General features: G+C 64.3%; 15 protein-coding genes and 1 pseudogene. 3 read left to right on the top strand and 13 right to left on the bottom strand.

The genetic code is table 11. The annotated features are described in order from the left end of the window. Positions 1-40 precede the first annotated feature (40 nt). Entirely contained in the window at positions 41-718 is a 678-nt protein-coding gene (gene aat / locus AB6806_RS02975; protein WP_113255034.1) for a leucyl/phenylalanyl-tRNA--protein transferase, read from the top strand. Here the strand turns inward: aat and AB6806_RS02970 are convergent, their stop codons facing one another. From AB6806_RS02970 to AB6806_RS02960, 3 genes are all read right to left on the bottom strand, one after another. After that, positions 719-1,291: an FUSC family protein gene (locus AB6806_RS02970; RefSeq protein WP_038368508.1), complete on the bottom strand. Its 573-nt coding sequence runs from the start codon at positions 1,289-1,291 to the stop codon at positions 719-721. A 3-nt stretch (positions 1,292-1,294) separates the two neighbouring features. Then, complete coding sequence (locus AB6806_RS02965; RefSeq protein WP_051988532.1) at positions 1,295-1,912, bottom strand: DUF2155 domain-containing protein; 618 nt, start codon at positions 1,910-1,912, stop codon at positions 1,295-1,297. 210 nt (positions 1,913-2,122) lie between these two features. Continuing rightward, the gene (locus AB6806_RS02960; protein WP_112761776.1) at positions 2,123-2,533 is read right to left on the bottom strand and encodes an NADH:ubiquinone oxidoreductase subunit NDUFA12; all 411 of its coding nucleotides are present in this window, start codon (positions 2,531-2,533) and stop codon (positions 2,123-2,125) included. A 921-nt stretch (positions 2,534-3,454) separates the two neighbouring features. Here AB6806_RS02960 and AB6806_RS02955 point away from each other — a divergent pair. Next, positions 3,455-7,189, top strand: a complete 3,735-nt coding sequence (locus AB6806_RS02955) for a vitamin B12-dependent ribonucleotide reductase (RefSeq protein ID WP_370954077.1) — start codon at positions 3,455-3,457, stop codon at positions 7,187-7,189. A 662-nt stretch (positions 7,190-7,851) separates the two neighbouring features. Here the strand turns inward: AB6806_RS02955 and AB6806_RS02950 are convergent. The 10 genes and pseudogenes from AB6806_RS02950 to AB6806_RS02905 form a co-directional block, all read right to left on the bottom strand. Beyond that, complete coding sequence (locus AB6806_RS02950; RefSeq protein ID WP_370954076.1) at positions 7,852-8,640, bottom strand: anti-sigma factor family protein; 789 nt, start codon at positions 8,638-8,640, stop codon at positions 7,852-7,854. 8 nt (positions 8,641-8,648) lie between these two features. Next, on the bottom strand, positions 8,649-9,209 hold the full coding sequence (locus tag AB6806_RS02945; RefSeq protein ID WP_370954075.1) for a sigma-70 family RNA polymerase sigma factor: 561 nt from the start codon (positions 9,207-9,209) through the stop codon (positions 8,649-8,651). 8 nt (positions 9,210-9,217) lie between these two features. Beyond that, positions 9,218-9,562 (bottom strand): cupredoxin domain-containing protein, encoded by a 345-nt coding sequence (locus tag AB6806_RS02940; protein ID WP_370954074.1) that lies wholly within the window; start codon positions 9,560-9,562, stop codon positions 9,218-9,220. A gap of 29 nt (positions 9,563-9,591) precedes the next feature. Continuing rightward, positions 9,592-10,539: a metallophosphoesterase family protein gene (locus tag AB6806_RS02935; protein ID WP_370954073.1), complete on the bottom strand. Its 948-nt coding sequence runs from the start codon at positions 10,537-10,539 to the stop codon at positions 9,592-9,594. 87 nt (positions 10,540-10,626) lie between these two features. Then, positions 10,627-10,845 carry a hypothetical protein gene (locus AB6806_RS02930; protein ID WP_370954072.1) on the bottom strand — a complete coding sequence of 73 codons (219 nt, stop codon included), beginning with the start codon at positions 10,843-10,845 and terminating at the stop codon, positions 10,627-10,629. Positions 10,846-11,312: 467 nt separating this feature from the next. Next, the gene (locus AB6806_RS02925) at positions 11,313-12,860 is read right to left on the bottom strand and encodes a SpoVR family protein (protein WP_370954071.1); all 1,548 of its coding nucleotides are present in this window, start codon (positions 12,858-12,860) and stop codon (positions 11,313-11,315) included. Continuing rightward, entirely contained in the window at positions 12,857-14,131 is a 1,275-nt protein-coding gene (locus AB6806_RS02920) for a YeaH/YhbH family protein (RefSeq protein ID WP_370954070.1), read from the bottom strand. The genes AB6806_RS02925 and AB6806_RS02920 overlap by 4 nt, the downstream gene beginning before the upstream one ends. A gap of 19 nt (positions 14,132-14,150) precedes the next feature. Then, on the bottom strand, positions 14,151-16,094 hold the full coding sequence (locus tag AB6806_RS02915; RefSeq protein ID WP_038368617.1) for a PrkA family serine protein kinase: 1,944 nt from the start codon (positions 16,092-16,094) through the stop codon (positions 14,151-14,153). A gap of 606 nt (positions 16,095-16,700) precedes the next feature. Further along, positions 16,701-16,832 carry a hypothetical protein gene (locus AB6806_RS02910; protein WP_370954069.1) on the bottom strand — a complete coding sequence of 44 codons (132 nt, stop codon included), beginning with the start codon at positions 16,830-16,832 and terminating at the stop codon, positions 16,701-16,703. A gap of 639 nt (positions 16,833-17,471) precedes the next feature. Beyond that, positions 17,472-17,669, bottom strand: a pseudogene (locus AB6806_RS02905) (AtzE family amidohydrolase); the annotation flags it as partial. Between the two features lie 131 nt (positions 17,670-17,800). On the opposite strand from AB6806_RS02905, the gene AB6806_RS02900 reads away from it, so the two are divergent. Next, entirely contained in the window at positions 17,801-18,304 is a 504-nt protein-coding gene (locus AB6806_RS02900) for a YciE/YciF ferroxidase family protein (protein ID WP_133561464.1), read from the top strand. Positions 18,305-18,372 lie beyond the last annotated feature (68 nt).

Below are 18,372 nucleotides of genomic sequence, written 5' to 3'. Positions count from 1 at the left end.
CGCGTTTGACTCCCCGAGCGCCCCGCGCTCCCATCGCTGGATGAAAGCCCGTTCCGTCCCCGTGCGCACGCCCGCCATCACGCCGGACATCATGCTGCGCGCCTATGCGGCCGGCATCTTCCCGATGGCCGAGACCGCCGACGATCCGGGCCTGTTCTGGGTCGAGCCGGAATGGCGAGGCGTCATCCCGCTCGACGGCTTCCACCTCTCCGCGCGGCTGGCGCGCACCGTGCGCTCCGACCGCTTCGAGATCCGCGTCGACAGCGATTTCGCGGCGGTGATCGCCGCCTGCGCCGAGGCATTGCCGGACCGGCCGGAGACCTGGATCAACGGGCGCATCCGCGAGATCTTCGGCGCGCTCTTCGCGCTGGGCCATGCCCACACGGTCGAATGCTGGCGCGAGGGCCGGCTCGTCGGCGGGCTTTACGGGCTGTCGATCGGCGCCGCCTTCTTCGGCGAGAGCATGTTCCACCGCGAGACCGACGCCTCCAAGGTGGCCCTCGTCCATCTCGTCGCGCGGCTGCGCCATGGCGGCTACCGCTTGCTCGACACCCAGTTCCAGACCGGCCACCTCGCCCAGTTCGGCACCATCGAGATTCCGCGCGATGCCTATCGGCTCAGGCTCGAAGAGGCCCTGCAGCAGCGCGGCAACTGGTTCGCCTGGCCGGCTGCGGCGCAGATCAAGGGAGCGGACGCGCTGGCCGTGCTGCGCGGCTGATCAGTCCGGCCGGCGCGGATCGAGCCGCTCCGCCAGCCAGACGATGACGATGGCGACGCTGACGCCCCAGCCGACCTCGAAGACGCGCGACAGCATCATCACCTGCGCGGTCGTGCCGGGATGCGGAACCAGCAGGATGATGGTGGCGGTGATGCCGGCGAGGCGTGCCGCGGTCGCGACATTGAGCAGCCAGGCCGCCAGCACCGAAAGCCCGGCCGCAATGGCATAGCTGACGATGTGCTGCCCGGTCGTCAGGACCACCGCGACGCCGATCACGCCACCGATGGCCGCGCCGACGAACTGGTCGCGGGCCGTCGTGCGGGTCGCGCCGAATTCGGTCTGGACGACAGCCATGGCAGTGATCGCGGCCCAGAAGCCTTCTCGCAGTCCCAGAGCCTGCGTCGGCAGATAGGCCGCGAGCGCCGCGACCGTCGACATCAGCGCGTGCTCGAGACCGTCCGCGAGGCGCCGCCTGACCGGGAGGCGCTTGCGCAGCTCGGCCAGATATCCGCGCAGGCGCCGGATGCGCCTGCTCTCGCGCCCCGCTCCCTTGTCGGCAGGCGCGGGCTCCACGGCTCAGCCGCCGCCGGTGGGATCGCGGCCGGGGACGGGATTGGTCGGGAAGAAGCGCTGGCTCGGCCGCTGCGGCTGCACGGGCACGCCGCGCGGCGGCTCGACATCGATGCGGCCGCCGCCCGGCGGCGGCTGGTTGACGTCGCGCGGCGGGGTCGTGCGCGGCTTGCGCTGGTCGTCCGTCGGCGGAGGCGGCTCGGGCTCCTTCGGATCGACGATCACCTCGGTCCCGCCTTTGCAGTCCGTCAGCCACACGTCGTAGATCGCGTGCTCGACGCCGTGCAGGCCGGGGCTGTCGGCGAACATCCAGCCGGAGAAGATGCGGCGGTATTCGTTGTTGAAGGTGACTTCGTCGACCTCGACGAAGGCATCGGTGCGCGGCGCCTCGGTCGGCGGGCGCGTCCAGCAGACGCGCGGCGTGATCTGGAGGGCGCCGAACTGCACCGTCTCGTTGATCGAGACCTCGAAGGAGATGATGCGGCCGGTGATCTTGTCGAGGCCGGCGAAAATCGCCGTCGGGTTCTTGATGCGGTCGGCCAGCGCCGGGCCGGCGGCAACCGTCATCGTCAGAGCGCTCGCGGCGAGACCAGCCAGAATCGGGAAACGGGACAAGGACGGCATGCTGGCGCGAATCTCTCCGGCATCGCGGACATGGCGCGACGAGGCGCAGTAACACGGCGAAGGCAGCGGAAAAAGGGCGTTGCATCGGAAACCGCGCCGCCGCCCCACGCCGCCGCGCAGAAGAACCATCATGCGCGCCGGGAAGGAAGCGCGCGCCCATCAAAAAGGCCGCCCCGGCAGGAGCGGCCCGATAGCGGGAGCCTCAGCGCCTCAGCGACCCGGCGTCCAGGCCTCGTAATCCCCGGTCGCGGCCGGGCGCTCGCCCTCGGCCAGCGTCGAGCCCTGGGGCCGATAGGCCAGCGCCGTGCCGGTCCAGTTCTGCTGATGCGGCTCTTGCCACTCGCGCGGCTGGTAGCTCTCCTCGGAGGGAGCGACATCGACCGTGTGATGCAGCCAGCCATTCCAGCCGGCGGGGATGTTCGACGCCTCGATCGGGCCGTTATAGACCACCCAGCGGCGCTGGAAGCCGAGCGCCTTGTCCTTCACCCCACCCTTGGTGCGGTAATAGACATTGCCGAATTCGTCCTCGCCCACCCTCTCGCCGAAGCGCCAGGTGTGGAAGCGCGTGCCGATCGTCTGGCCGTTCCACCAGGTGAAGATCTGCAGCAGCCAGTTCTTCATCGTCCTCAGTCCATGCACTCGCGCGCTCGCAAATGCGTGCGCGTCTGTCGCGGACTTATGGCGGCAGCGCCCGCCCCTGTCCAGTCCGCAGCGACGTGGCCGCCCCGCGTGACAGCATCGAAGATCACGATCGGCGTCTCGCGCAGGCCCGGCTTCAGCGTCTAGCGCCTGGGCTCGAAAACGGCGTCGATGGCAGAATCGGCGCCGGCGTTCGGGATCGGTCGGTTCTTTGCAGCCCAGCCTGGACAAAGCGGTGGTGCAATCAGCGCCAGCCGGCGCCTGATTCTGTCAGCCCCCGCCGGAATCACCTTGCCGGATTTTCGCCGCGATTCGGCTCGGCGACCGCCACAATCGGGCAGCCGAAATGCCCCGACTTCAAGCACTTGCGACGGTCCACGCAACCGGCATCTGCAAGACCGCTCGGACGAACGCGCATTTACGCCTCGTCAACCATGAATAGCGGGGATTTTAGGGACTGCGCTTCATGCGGCGCTGTGGCAATCTTGCCGCGCGGCGGTGATTCTTCCCGCCATTTCCAAGGCTTAGCCAGCGCCTTGAAACTTATCCCCACAACTCACACATTCATACCAGATGTCGTGTCCACAAGGATCGACCCGCACTATTCCTTGACGAGAGGGGTGCGACGGGACTAGATTTTGACTATCGCATGACGGCTGGCGGCGACGCCTCTGGAAACGGCGAGACCATAGTTTCCCAGAGTTGTCCGGGCCTGCCGCCGCATCCGCGAGAGATCGTGGAAGCGAACGGATATGCGCGGACGGCTCTGGCCGCGACCGGGCCCACAGGCGGGACGACACCGCCAGGACCCACGGGGCATCAAACCGAGTTGGCCGACATCAGGAGCCGGTGATCAACCGGCCGCGCGGGCATCCACCCGCGGCAGATCAAGGGACGAAGATCATGCGCATCGAGCGCCGCTATACCACCGCCGGACAGTCGCCCTATGCCGCGATCCCGTTCCGATCGGCCGTCAGCGAGATCAAGAACCCGGACGGCTCCGTCGTCTTCCGGCTGGAAGGCATCGAGGTCCCCGAGACCTGGTCGCAAGTGGCGAGCGACGTGCTCGCGCAGAAATATTTCCGCAAGGCCGGCGTGCCCGCGCGCCTGAAGAAGTTCGAGGAGAACGACGTTCCCTCCTTCCTCTGGCGCTCGGTTGCCGACGAGGCGGCTCTTGCCGAATTGCCCGAGGGCGAGCGCTACGGCTCCGAAATCTCCTCCAAGCAGGTTTTCGACCGCCTCGCCGGCTGTTGGACCTATTGGGGCTGGAAGGGCGGCTACTTCACCTCGGAAGAGGATGCCGCCGCTTTCCATGACGAGTTGCGCTTCATGCTCGCGACCCAGCGCGTCGCGCCGAACTCGCCGCAATGGTTCAACACCGGCCTGCACTGGGCCTATGGCATCGACGGCCCCAGCCAGGGCCATTTCTACGTCGACTTCAAGACCGGCAAGCTGGTGAAGTCGAAGTCGAGCTACGAGCATCCGCAGCCGCATGCCTGCTTCATCCAGGGCGTGCAGGACGACCTCGTCAACGAGGGCGGCATCATGGATCTCTGGGTCCGTGAAGCCCGCCTGTTCAAGTATGGCTCCGGCACCGGCTCGAACTTCTCGATGCTGCGCGGCGAAGGCGAAAAGCTCGCTGGCGGCGGCAAGTCCTCGGGCCTGATGTCCTTCCTCAAGATCGGCGACCGGGCCGCCGGCGCCATCAAGTCGGGCGGCACCACCCGCCGCGCCGCCAAGATGGTCGTGGTCGATGCCGACCATCCCGATATCGAGGCCTATATCGACTGGAAGGTGAAGGAGGAGCAGAAGGTCGCCGCCCTCGTCACCGGCTCCAAGACCGTCAAGAAGCATATGAAGGCCGTGCTCAAGGCCTGCGTGAACTGCGAAGGCGACGGCGACAGCTGCTTCGATCCCGAGCAGAACCCGGCCCTGAAGCGCGAGATCAAGCTCGCCCGCAAGGCGCTGGTGCCGGACAACTACATCAAGCGCGTCATCCAGTTCGCCAAGCAGGGCTACAAGGACATCTCCTTCGACACCTATGACACCGATTGGGATTCCGACGCCTATCTCACCGTCTCCGGCCAGAACTCGAACAACTCGGTCTCGCTGACCGACGACTTCCTGCGCGCCGTCGAGAACGACAATGACTGGAACCTGACCGCCCGTACCACCGGCAAGGTCCACAAGACGCTGAAGGCCCGCGACCTCTGGGAGAAGATCGGCTACGCCGCCTGGGCCTCGGCCGATCCCGGCCTGCACTTCAACTCGACGATGAACGACTGGCACACCTGCCCGGCTTCCGGCCGGATCCGGGCGTCCAATCCGTGCTCGGAGTACATGTTCCTCGACGACACCGCCTGCAACCTGGCCTCGGCCAACCTGCTGCAGTTCTACGACACCGAAACCAAGAGCTTCGACGTCGCGGCCTATGAGCATCTCTGCCGGCTCTGGACCGTCGTGCTCGAGATCTCGGTGACGATGGCGCAGTTTCCGAGCCGCGAGATCGCCGAGCTCTCCTACGAGTACCGCACGCTCGGCCTCGGCTACGCCAATATCGGCGGCCTGCTGATGACCATGGGCCTCGGCTACGACTCGGACGAGGGCCGCGCTCTGGCTGGCGCGCTGACCGCGATCATGACCGGCGTCGCCTATGCGACCTCGGCCGAGATGGCCGGCGAGCTCGGCCCCTTCCCCGGCTATAAGAAGAACGCCAGCCACATGCTGCGCGTCATCCGCAACCACCGCACTGCGGCCCACGGCCTCGCCGACGGCTATGAGGGCCTGAGCGTCACCCCGGTCCCGCTCGACCACGCGACGCTTGCCCGCCTCGGCGGCTCGGCCGTCACCATGGCGGAGCGCTCCCGCATCGTCTGGGACGAGGCTCTCGAGCAGGGCAAGCGCTATGGCTATCGCAACGCCCAGGCGACCGTCATCGCGCCGACCGGCACGATCGGCCTCGTCATGGATTGCGACACCACCGGCATCGAGCCCGACTTCGCCTTGGTGAAGTTCAAGAAGCTCGCCGGCGGCGGCTACTTCAAGATCATCAACCGCGCCGTTCCGGATGCACTCCGTGCGCTCGGCTACCGCGAGGCGGATATCGCCGAGATCGAGGCCTATGCCGTCGGCCACGGCTCGATGAAGCAGGCGCCGGGCGTCAACCCCTCGACGCTGCGCGCCAAGGGCTTCACCGACGAGAAGATCGAGGCGGTCGAGAAGGGCTTGAAGAGCGCCTTCGACATCAAGTTCGTCTTCAACAAGTGGACGCTGGGCGAGGATTTCCTCACCGGCACGCTCAAGGTCCCGGCCGAGAAGCTGAACGACATGTCGTTCGAGCTCCTGCCCTTCCTCGGCTTCAGCAAGGCCGAGATCGAGGCGGCCAATGTCCATGTCTGCGGCGCGATGACCCTGGAAGGCGCTCCGCACCTGAAGACCGAGCACTACAACGTCTTCGATTGCGCCAACCCCTGCGGGCGCATCGGCAAGCGCTATCTCTCGGTCGAGAGCCATATCCGGATGATGGCGGCGGCCCAGCCCTTCATCTCGGGCGCGATCTCCAAGACCATCAATATGCCGAACGAGGCGACGGTCGAGGACTGCAAGAGCGCCTATATGCTCTCTTGGAAGCTGGCGCTGAAGGCGAACGCCCTCTACCGCGACGGCTCCAAGCTCTCGCAGCCGCTGAACTCGGCGCTGATCTCGGACGATGACGACGAGGCCGATGACGCCGTCGAGACGCTGGTCGCGGCGCCGATGGCGGCGCGCGCCACCCAGATCTCGGAGAAGATCGTCGAGCGCATCGTCGAGCGCATCGAGCGCAAGCGCGAGCGCGAGAAGCTGCCCGACCGCCGCACCGGCTACATCCAGAAGGCCACGGTCGGCGGCCACAAGGTCTATGTCCACACCGGCGAGTATTCGGACGGGCGCCTCGGCGAGATCTTCATCGACATGCACAAGGAGGGCGCGGCCTTCCGGGCGATGATGAACAACTTCGCCATCGCGGTCTCGCTCGGCCTGCAATACGGCGTGCCGCTGGAAGAGTATGTCGAGGCCTTCACCTTCACCCGCTTCGAGCCCTCGGGCTTCGTTGCCGGCAACCAGTCGATCAAGAACGCGACCTCGATCCTCGACTACGTCTTCCGCGAGCTCGCGATCTCCTATCTCGGCCGCAACGACCTCGCCCATGTCGACCCGAGCGAGATCGGCCATGACGTGATGGGCGGCGGCGTCGGCCAGGACAAGGCGCCGGATGCGACTCCGATCACCTCGACCCCCCTCGCCTCGACCGGCTTCCGCCGCGGCAAGCCGATGAACCTGCTCGCCATCCAGGGCGGCAGCCAGGGAAGCCATGCCGCGAACGACGCGGTCGCCCGCTCGGTCGCCTCCACGACCGGCCTCGCCACCGCCGGCGCCACGGCTCTGAAGGAGGAGCCGGAAACCTATGGCGAGGCGGAAATGGCCAAGCTCGGCTTCGCCGCTCCGGCAGCCCAGCCGACGGCCTCCGAGCGGCGCGCCGAAGCGATCATGAAGGGTTATGTCGGCGACTCGTGCGGCGAATGCGGCAACTTCACCCTGGTCCGCAACGGCACCTGCCTGAAGTGCAACACGTGCGGGAGCACGACCGGCTGTAGCTAGTTACTCCGTGTATTGATTGTGAAGAGAGAGGCATAACCTTGCCTCGATTTTAGAAAAAGTTCCGCAATCAGATTTGCGCCGCCCGGCCATCAAGCCGGGCGGCGCTTTGCTTTTCAGCCGATCAGAACGGGCACTCGGCGTCGCTGGCTTCCAACGGCCGGAACACGGCGCGCCGGCCGGCATCCGTCAGGCCTGAGCTAAATGTGAGGTCGAAGACGACGAGCTTCATCACTGACTCTTCGAAGAAGCTAAGGCCGAGTTAGCCCGATCCGAACGCAGGGGGGATCGTTCGTGACTTTCGATGACATCGCAATCGCCGAAGCATACCGTTCTCATGTCGATACACAGGCACGAGAGGCTAAAATGTCTGCTTCCGGCGCTCCACGAAGGCCGACAGCCGGATAGCCGGAACTGGCCCTTACCGGACTCTGCCAGAGTCAGGTTTCAGGCGTTCTAGCTCAGAGACCGGGCCGCGCTGTCGGATATGAATCGGTGGTGACGTTATTCATCGCCGTCTCGACACAAGTCATATGAATCCCAAGGTTTGAGAGTAGGCCCCTAGCTGGGACTGAGAGTCGCAGCGCGACATAATTTGGGGGAAGCTTCAGTAGTCGCCGCGACGATTTCCGCCCGCCTCTGGCAACGATCCTCAGGATCGGAAGTCAGCCCGCCGCGGCAGCTTCCCGGAAGCGGTTGACGAAATCTTCAAGAGTGGCGCGATCCGTGTCCGAGATCGCCCAATAAGTGAATGCCCCGTCGGCCCAGCGGATCAGGGAAAAGCCGCCGGCGGCCCGCTCTGCCCCAGCCGATATGGAGGCGGTTCTGCCGTCCTGTGGGGCGGCCACGAGGGTGATCAGATGCTCACGGTGCTTGTAGACGAGAGCCGGAACCGGCTTGTCCGCGATCACCTCGACACGGCCGCCCAGGAGCGAAAAGCCATCCTTTGCGAGGTCGGGCGCCGCGGGCGACAGGCCGATGCGGGCGTCGAGCCAAGGCTTGACCGTATGTCGGTCCGACGAGGCGACATCCACCGGGCTTGCGGCCAGCAGGCTGCGGCGATGGCTGCTGGCGACGGCGGCAGCGAAGCTGTCCGGCGCGTTGCGTGTCATCGCCCATTGGGTCAGCCCGCTCGTCAGAACAGCGGTGACGAGGATCGAGGCCGCCATGGCGCGCCAGCCAAGCCAAGCGGAGTGGGCAGATGCTGGCCGTGCCGCCGCCTGGGGGGCAACGCCCAGCGCAGCGATGCGGACCTGGAACGCATCGCTAACGTCGGGGCGAGGCAGGTTGCGAACGGCAGTTTGCAGGGCGGCAATGCGAGCGTGCTCGGCCGCGAGCGCCGGATCTTCCACCAGTCGTCGCTCCAGAGCCAAGGTCGTGGCGGCATCGAGCTCGCCATCGACCAGGGCATGAAGCAGCAACTGAAGGTCCGCAGGATCCGACGGCAATTCCATATTTTTTCTCATCGGCTCCCCCCGAGCTGCGCCGCAAGCAGTGCGCGCGCCCGCGACAGCCGCGACATCACGGTGCCCAGCGGTACATGGAGCATCGCCGCGATCTCCCGGTAGCCGAGGCCGTTGACGTCCCGCAGCACGAGAACCTCGCGAAACGGGTGCGGCAGCAGCGTGATCGCAGTTTCAAGCGCGGCCGCGTCCGCTTTGGCGATCAAGGCCGCCTCCGGCGTGCCGGCATCCGTGTCGGCGTCGGCGGCCAATGCGTCGAGATCGGCGAGGTCGCCGACGGCGACGATGCGGCGCGGGTGATTTCGCGCGAGCCAGGCATAGGAGGCATTGCGCACGATCGTCAGCAGCCAGGCGCGCGCATTGCCGCCCGCATAGGTCGCCAGTCCCTTATAGGCCTTCAGGCAAGCCTCCTGAACCACGTCCTCAGCGTCATCGGCATTGCCGGTCAACCAGCGGGCAAGCGCCAGCGCATCGGAGAGATGGGGAAGAACCACCTCGCTGAAGCGTTCCGCCGAGGTCTTGCCGGTCAACACCGCGACATCATCCGCTTCTCCCGGCACAACGCATCTCACGGAGCGACGGTGATGGTACCTTGCATATGCGGATGAAGCGCGCAGAAATACGGAAAATCACCCGGTTTCGTGAAGGTGAAGACGTAGGAATCCCCGGTGTCGAGCGCCTTGGACCGGAACGAGCCGTCATTCGCCACGACGACATGGGGAATGTCGTCGTCGTTCTGGAATGTCACAGTCGCCCCGGCCTTCACCGTGAGCAGCTTGGGGGCAAAGGTGAAGTTGTCGATCTTGACGCGCGCGGCATCCGCGGCCCGCAGAGGGGCCTGCGCCATAAAGACGATGCCGAGACAGACAAGGGCGCAGGCAAGCGGTCGGGGGCTGACGTTTATGCGGATCATGGGAGGCATCCTTCTATGCGCCGCGCGGTTCAGGGGCCTGAGAGGGTGCTGTCGATGATCGCGAGCTCCTCCTTACCTCGCTTCACCGCGACCTGGGTGATGCCGAGAAGAGAGCGCAACTGGCCGGCCGGCACGGTCATCGGCCCCGGTGATGGCGCGGTGCCGGGTGCAGGCTGCGGGAAAGCGGTCGAAAGGGCCGTGTGGAAAGTAACGTTGCCCTCCACCTTCTGCATGATCTGGTGAATGTGGCCGTTGAGCACGGTGACCGAGCCGAAGCGCTTGAGCAGAGCCAACGCCTGCGCCGCATCGTCGGTGCCCCAGCCCCATTCCGGGTAGACCGCCCAGAGCGGGATATGGGCGAAGACGACGATCGGCGTCGAGGCGCCGACGGCTTTGAGGTCGTCGGCCAGCCAAGCGAGCTGGTCTGCCCCGAGATTGCCGAGGCCCCCGGCCTTGAGATTGACGACATTGACCAGGCCGATGAAATGCACGCCGTTCTGGTCGAAGGAATACCAGCCCGCGCCCTTGGTACCCGCGCCGTAGCGATCGAGATAGGCGCGGCCGTTGTTCTCGTCGATGATGTCGTGCTCTCCGGGCACATAGTGCACGTCGTATCCGGCGCCGCCGATGATCTGCCCGGCTGTATCGAACTGCGCAGCCGTGGACAGATGGGTGATGTCGCCGGTGTGGATCATGAAGGAGGGCTTTTCGGGCAAGGCTCGAACCTTGCCGACGGCTTCCTTCAACGTGTCGATGGCGTGCGGGTTGGCTGCCTTGTCGAAACCGATATGGCTGTCCGAGATCTGCAGGAACGTAAACCCCGTCGCCGCCTCGGCTGCGCTGGCCTCGCCGAGCAGGCCGAGCGACACGGGCACGCCGCCCGAAACCGTCCAGAGGACGCCGGTACCCGCCCAGATCATGCACTCGAGGGCGTGCCTGCGGCCGATACGCTCGTCATCGTTACCGTGCTGGGTCATGTCGATCTCCTGCGTCGCCGCCAGTGGCAGATGCTGAGGAGATCGGCAGAGCGGCGGGTTTATTCCCGTCCGTGCCGCATCATATGTTCACAGGGGCGTGATGAAGCCAGCTTGCTCTCGGTCGTGTCGTTGCGGCGTTCCGGAGGTCCGTTCCTGGGCGCTGCGCCGGTTTCCGCTTTTGAAAACAATGAACTTGGCGCTGGCTGAATGATTGAGCCTCAGAGCCGGAGCTGCTTCTCGAAGAAATTCTTCTGGCATTTGCGCGCTGCCGCGGTTGGCCCCGGCCGCCTGCGTCTGCATTGACATAGCGCGGATCCAGTTCGGTGCCGACCAAGCCCGCGAGGGCGACCGCCATCTGGCCCTTGAGGACGATCGTCATGAAATCATACCAGATGTCGCGGGCAGCGGCCGGCGGATACGCCCTTGGGCGTGCTATCGCCGCTGCCCGACCCGACGCCGACAACCAGATTGTCAATATCGTCAGCGTCCGTCTTGCCCCAGAGCCCTAGCGTCCGCTTTTGGGCAAGGCGCAAAGGTCAGCTAGTGGCCCTCAGCGGACTCTGCCAACGTCCGCTCCCGGGGCGTTTCAGTTCGGCACCCAGTAGGAGAGCCGGTTTTAGCCCCTGGCTGACATCTGGAATGTCCGTTACCAGGTGGTGGGCCATCCGATCCATGGTTGCGACTGCGTGAGCGTTGCCTTGCGATTGGGCTACGGTCCGCGCGAGCATCGACATTAGACTTCTGGTCTCTCAAGAATCCGGCATGCGAATTCGTCAAGCTGCACGGACCATCGCGCGCGGGCTGGCCACATGCTCTTTGAGCACCGTTTCCAAGGAATCGACCTCCTGAAGCTGCACATCGTAGCTCCACAGATCCGCGATAGACTGTAGCACCTGCGCAGCGGCCTTGTCCTGGAGCAGGCAGCCGTTCACGACGCTGTGGCGCAGGAGCAGGCGCCGATCGCCGGCGAGGTCGACATCGACGATCTCAATATTGGGATCGGTCCAGCTGACATCGTATTCGCGGGCGAGCTGGCGCCGAATGCGGCGATAGCCGCGCTCGTCATGGATCGCCGAGATCACCACGCCCTCGGTTTGAGCCGGGTCGTCGCAGAGGCTGAACAGCCGCATCTGCCGCATTAAATGCGGGCTGAGGAACTGGCTGATGAAGCTCTCGTCGCGGTAGTTTGCCCAGACGTCGCGCAGGACGGCCATCGCGTCGCCGCTCCCGGCAATCTCCGGAAACCACTCGCGATCCTCCTGCTCGGGCGCGGTGACGATCCTTTCGATGTCCTGCATCATCGCGAAGCCGAGCGCGTAGGGGTTGAAGCCCGGGAATCTCGGATCGTCATAGGCCGGCTGGAACACGACGTTGGAATGCGACCTGAGGAACTCGAGGAAGTTCCCGTCGCTGATTGCCCCGAGCTCATGGAGCCGCGTCATGATGCGGTAGTGGACATAGGTCGCGGTGCCCTCGTTCATCACCTTGGTTTGGCGCTGAGGGTGAAAATACTGCGCGATTTGGCGAACGATCCGCAGGATTTCGCGCTGCCAAGCATGCAGACGCGGAGCCGATTTTTCTAGGAAGTACAGAAGGTTATCCTGCGGCAGGCCGAGCGCGGTGCGCCGTCGCTCGAGACTGATATTGGAGATGCTCTTGCTCGGGCCCGCCGGCACGGTACGCCAGAGGTCGTTGAAGATCTGCTCCTCATGGGCGCGGCGGTCCCGCTCGCGCTGTTCCTCTTGGCGCAGGTCGAGCTTGCTCTTGCCGGGATGGCGGTGGACGCCGTGGGACATCAGGGCATGGGCCGCGTCCAGCGTCCGCTCGACGGCGACCTGACCGTAGCGCTCCTCGCAACGCGCGATATAGCCTTTGGCGAAGTCGAGATAGTCGAGAATGCCCTCGGCGTCGGTCCAGGTCTTGAACAGGTAGTTGTTCTTGAAGAAGTGGTTATGGCCGAAGGCGGCATGCGCGATGACGAGCGTCTGCATCGTCGCCGTGTTCTCCTCCATCAGGTAGGAGACGCAGGGCGAACTGTTGATAACGATCTCGTAGGCGAGATCCCTCAGTCCCTTGCGGTACAACGCCTCGTGATGGGCGAAATGTTTGCCGAACGACCAGTGCTTGTAGAACAGCGGCATGCCGGTCGACGAATAGGCGTCGAGCATCTGCTCGGCCGTAATCACCTCGATCTGGTTGGGGTAGACGTCGAGGCCGAGCTCGCCGAGCGCGATCTGCTCGCAGGCGTCGTGGATGCGCTGCAGCGTGGCGAAGTTCCAGTCCGCCCCGTCGAAGAGCCGCTCCATCGGGGCAACGCTCATGACGCGACCCTTTCGCGTCCCTGACCGCGTTGAAAGAGCTCGCGAAAGACCGGGAAGATCTCGCCGCGATGGCCGACCCTGCGGATCGAGAGCGGCGCGCCCTCCGTGCGCAGCCTGTCGTAGAGCTTCCACAAGGCAGATTGGGACGAAGACCCGCGATCGGCGTCGCCGACCTCCAGATAGGCGAAATACTGGCTGACCGGCAGGATCGCCTCCGTCAGCAAGCGCTCGGTGGCCGCCTCGTCTGAATAGGAATTGTCGCCGTCCGACGCCTGAGCCGCGTAAATGTTCCAGTCTTCCGGACGGTAGCGCTTGGCGATCATCGCGCGCATGGTCTCGAGCGCGCTCGAGACCAGCGTTCCGCCGGTCGCGGGGCTGTGGAAGAACGTGTTCTCGTCGACCTCCTCGGCCCGATCGGTATGGCGGATGAAAACAAGGTCGACATGGCGGTAGCGCTGCGACAGGAAGATGTAGAGCAGCATGTAGAACCGCTTGGCGAGGTCCTTCATGTGCTCCGTCATGGAGCTGGACACATCCATCAGGCAAAACATCACGGCCTGCGCGACCGGCTTCGGCTCGTTCTCGTAGCGGCGGTAGCGGACATCGACGGGGTCGATATAGGGAATGCGCCGCACCTTGGCTTCGAGCGCCTTGACCTTGTCTTCGAGCACCAGGCGCAACCCGTCCTCTTCACAGGCGGCGATCTCCGCCTCCAGCCGCGCGATCGCCTCGGGGTTCGGGCGGCGAAGCGCCATCCGGCGCATCATCGCAAGCCGCGTCGTGCGGTTGACCGCGATATTGGCCGGCGAGCCCGAGACCGAGTAGCCGGCGCGAACGGGGCTTTCATGCTCGGTGTCGGTGAGCCGCCGCTTGGCGAGATCGGGCAGCTCGAGATCGTCGAGGAAGACGTTGAGAAACTCCTCGCGGGTCAGGACGAAGCGGAAGGCGTCCTCGCCTGTTCCCTCGCCGGCCTTGTCGGGCTTGCCGCTGCCGCCTCCTCCCGAGCGCGGCAGCACATCGCCTTCGATGAAGGTCTTGTTGCCGGGCAGCACACGGTCATGCGTGCCCCCGCTCCCCCGACGAAGGCTTGGCTCCTCCATCCCGTCCAGCGGGATGCTGACTTCTCCGCCGTCCAGCACGTCCCGGATATTGCGGCTCTGCAGCGACTGCTTCACCGCCTGTTGTACGACGCCCTTGGCCCGGCGCAGAAAACGCTGACGGTTCTCGAGAGCCTTGCCGCGTGGGTTCAGGCGTCGGTCGACGATGTTCATGATGGCTCCCGCGCCTGGCTCAGCCAGCCTGCTTCACGCGCATGTACCATTCGATCAAACGCCGGACCTGGCGTTCGGTATAACCACGCTCCACCATGCGCGAGACGAACTCGCCATGTTTCTTCTCGCTCTCGCCGTCCTTCTTCGAGCCGAAGGAGATGACCGGCAGCAGGTCCTCGACCTGTGAGAACATCCGCTTCTCGATGACTTCGCGGATCTTCTCATAGCCGGTCCAGGATGGATTCTTGCCGCCATTGCTCGCCCGCGAGCGAAGGCAGAACTTGACGATCTCGTTGCGGAAATCCTTCGGATTGGCGATTCCCGCCGGCTTCTCGATCTTGGTCAGCTCCTGGTTGAGGAGTTCGCGGTCGAGCAACTGGCCGGTGTCGGAATCCTTGAAGTCGACATCCTCGATCCAGGCGTCGGCATAGTCGACATAGCGGTCGAACAGGTTCTGCCCGTAATCCGCATAGGATTCGAGATAGGCTTTCTGAACCTCGTGCCCGATGAACTCCGCATAGCGCGGAGCAAGCTCGGCCTTGATGAATTCGAGATAGCGCTTCTCGGTCTCGTCGGGCAGCTGCTCGCGGCGGATGGCCTGTTCCAGCACATACATCAGATGCACCGGATCGGCGCCGAGCTCGATCGTGTCGTGGTTGAAGGTTGCCGCCAGGACCTTGAAGGCAAAGCGCGTCGAGATGCCGTCCATGCCTTCGTCCATGCCGGCGGCGTCACGATATTCCTGGACGCTGCGGGCTTTCGGGTCGGTCTCCCGCAGGCTCTCGCCATCATAGGCGCGCATCTTGGCGAACAAGGTCGAGTTCTCGTGGTTGCGCAGCCGCGAGAGAACCGAGAACCGCGCGAGCATCGAGAGAGTTCCTGGCGCGCAAGGCGCTTTGCTGAGCGCCGAGCCCTCGATCAGCTTCTCATAGATCTTCTGCTCTTCGGTCGGCCGCAGGCAGTAGGGCACCTTGATGACACAGATCCGGTCGATGAAGGCCTCGTTGTTCTTGTTGCTCTTGAAGCTCTGCCACTCCGCCTCGTTGGAGTGGGCGAGGATGACGCCGGAGAAGGGAATGGCGCCGATGTTCTCGGTGCCGATGTAGTTGCCCTCCTGCGTCGCCGTCAGCAGGGGATGCAGCATTTTGATCGGCGCCTTGAACATCTCGACGAATTCGAGAACGCCCTGGTTGGCGCGGTTGAGGCCGCCCGAATAGCTGTAGGCGTCGGGGTCGTTCTGGGAGAAGTTCTCGAGCTTGCGGATATCGACCTTGCCGACGAGCGACGAGATGTCCTGGTTGTTCTCGTCGCCGGGCTCGGTCTTGGCGATGGCGATCTGGCGCAGGCGCGAGGGCTGCAGCTTGACGACCTGGAAGCGGGAAATATCGCCGCCGAACGTCTCGAGCCGCTTCAGGCACCAGGGGCTCATCAGGCCCGTCAATCGTCGCTGCGGAATGCCGTAGCGCTGTTCGAGGATGGGCCCCATCGTCCCGGGATCGAAGAGGTTCAGGGGACTTTCGAAGACCGGGCTGATCTCGTCGCCGGCCTTCAGGACGTAGATGGGGTGGACCTCCATCAAGGATTTGAGCCGTTCGGCGAGGGACGACTTGCCGCCGCCGACCGGGCCGAGCAGATAGAGGATCTGCTTGCGTTCCTCCAGGCCCTGCGCGGCGTGACGGAAGAAGGAGACGATACGCTCGATCGTCTCTTCCATGCCGTAGAAGCCGGCAAAGGCCGGATAAGTCCGGATGGTTCGATTCAAAAAAATACGGCCAAGGCGAGGATCCTTGGCCGTATCGATCATCTGAGGCTCGCCAATGGCCGCCAGCAGGCGTTCCGCTGCGTTAGCGTATAGCATCGGATCGCCTCTGCAGGCTTCCAAGTAGTCGGCGATCGGCATGTCCGTTTCGCGGCGCGCCTCGTAGGAGCGAGCGAAGGCGTTGAACAAAGAGTCGTTGTACATGAGCCCTCTGCATATGGTTATGCCGTGGCTCGACGCAGGCATCAGAGAATCGGCTACGCCCATCGTCGAAACACGGCGCACGTCAACTGCGAATCAGCATCTGCTATTGATCAACAGGATGCGCTCAAGCGCGGCTCTCGCAATGCGCAAAAGTGGGCACTCACCGTTTTGTGCGGCGCATCTGCGAACAAATTGTGCTGAACGTCCAAGTGGCGTGGGTGCCTTCGCAGCCTAGCCAAGGCGCCAGCCGTGTGTATTCGTGCGGTGTCCGTCAATGGGATGGAACGCACCGGACGCCTTCAATTTGTGCTGGCCGTAATGTCGGCCGGGCTGTAGCCCTCCATTCAAATGGTCGAATGGTTACGACATTTTTCGTGACCTCACGCTGCCGGAGGTGGGCGCCTAAGCTTACGACATGGCCGTTCGGCGTTTGTCGTGACAGGAGCGGTGACCATCCGCTCGCACGCGGAAGGCGCGGTGAGCGCCTATACTTATCGGTCTGCACACGCTTGAGCGACGCGTTCAGCAGTCGGGACGTAGCGCATCCCGTCCTTGCCATCGGTGTGGTTGCGGGGAGATCTCACGATCGGGTGCAATAAATGCTATTCAGACCGCATAGCCGAAGCCTGCCAGCAAGCCGACGAGATAGGTCCATTCCCATGTCTCGGGCGACGGCCGGATCGCAATGATGATGCCGGCGAAGCCCGCCGCGATGGCAAGCCACTGGGCCGCGTCCACCTCTTGAAAAGGAACCGCGCCATCAGCGTGAGCAGGAAGGGAGCAACGAACCACAAGGTCAGCGCCGCGGTCAACGGCATGAAATGGATCGCGACATAGAAGAGGCCGACGGCGACGAAGAGCGACGCGCTGCGTGCCAGGAGACGTGTCGAGACCGTGGGCCGGAGCGTTTCAGGGCCGTAACGCCATGCGGCATAAGCGCCGGTTGCGAGACAATGAAAGAAAAACCGGGCCCAGACCACCTGCAGCAGCGGAAGGGACGCGGACATGGACTTCGCCAATGCGTCCGAGACAGGCAGGATCTGAAGCGCCAGGACGAGGAGGAGGATCGCGGACGTCTGCTGGCGGCTCATCATTCATGCCCTCTCTTTCGTGAGGGATGATCCCAAAGGCCCATTGCCAAGCGAAATTCATAATCCCGATGCTGAGATCATCCGCACTTATGCTGGAGGTCCGCTTTTCGGCAGAGAGCGAGAGTCTGCTATTGGAGCAACTCGCCCGGACGAGCGACCGACGATTTTGGCCCGTTGCGGACATTGCGAACGTCCGCTTCGCGGCGGCAAGCTCGACGATCCGCGTGCGGCTCAAAGCACCCGTTGCAAAATCCGCTGCCGTCAGATCATCCCTTGCGCAGGCGATTCAGTCATGGTCCAGCCTCGGAGGCTGGGCGGAAGCGACCTGGGCGCGGGCGACGGCATAGGCTGCGCGCAGGCAGATATCCTCGCGCCAGGGCGCCGCGATGAGCTGAACGCCGATCGGCAATAAGCCCCCGAAGACGGGCACGGCCGCCACCGGCAGCCCGACGCAGGAGATCGGCTGCGTGAACAATCCGATATTGCGGTCGCAATCTCGGTTTCGCTGGCCTTTTGCACTCTCTGTACGGCATCGAACAATCGATGGGAGCGCAGGAACGCGCGCTGCGCAGCCCGGTTGGGCGGAGACACGCAACGCCAGATCAGGAGATGATGATGGGTTGGTTTTCCAAGGACATCGCCACGATGGACGATCTCTTCGTCCATACGCTTCGGGACGTCTACTATGCCGAAAATCAGATCAGGAAGTCGCTTCCCGACATGATCGAGAAGGCGACAAGCCCAGAGCTGAAAAGCGGGTTCGAGATGCATCTTCGCCAGACCGACGGCCATATCGATCGTCTGAAGCAGGTCTTCCGGCTGCACGGCGTCGAGGAGAAGGGCATCACCTGCCCCGCAATCGACGGCATCCTCGAGGAGGCGAGCGATATCGCCGGCGACGTGGCCGACAAGCAGGTCCTGGATGCCGCGCTGATCGCCGCTGCCCAAGCCGTCGAGCACTACGAGATCACGCGCTACGGCACCCTCGTCGCCTGGGCCAAGCAACTCGGCCGCGACGATTGCGCTTCCCTGCTGCAGCAGACCCTCGAGGAGGAGGATGCAACCGACCAGAAGCTGTCGAAACTTGCGCTCAGTGGGATCAATCGAAAAGCGGCCTGAGGGATCCTGCTGCAATGACGCCACTGTACGGTCCGTACAGTGGCGGAACGACTTGAGCGCTCGATCGT

This window comes from Allobosea sp. RCC_152_1 (assembly GCF_041360765.1).
Lineage (GTDB): Bacteria > Pseudomonadota > Alphaproteobacteria > Rhizobiales > Beijerinckiaceae > Allobosea > Allobosea spartocytisi.
The sequence above is the reverse complement of the archived record's forward strand: the minus strand, read 5'-3'. Positions and strand labels throughout refer to the sequence as shown.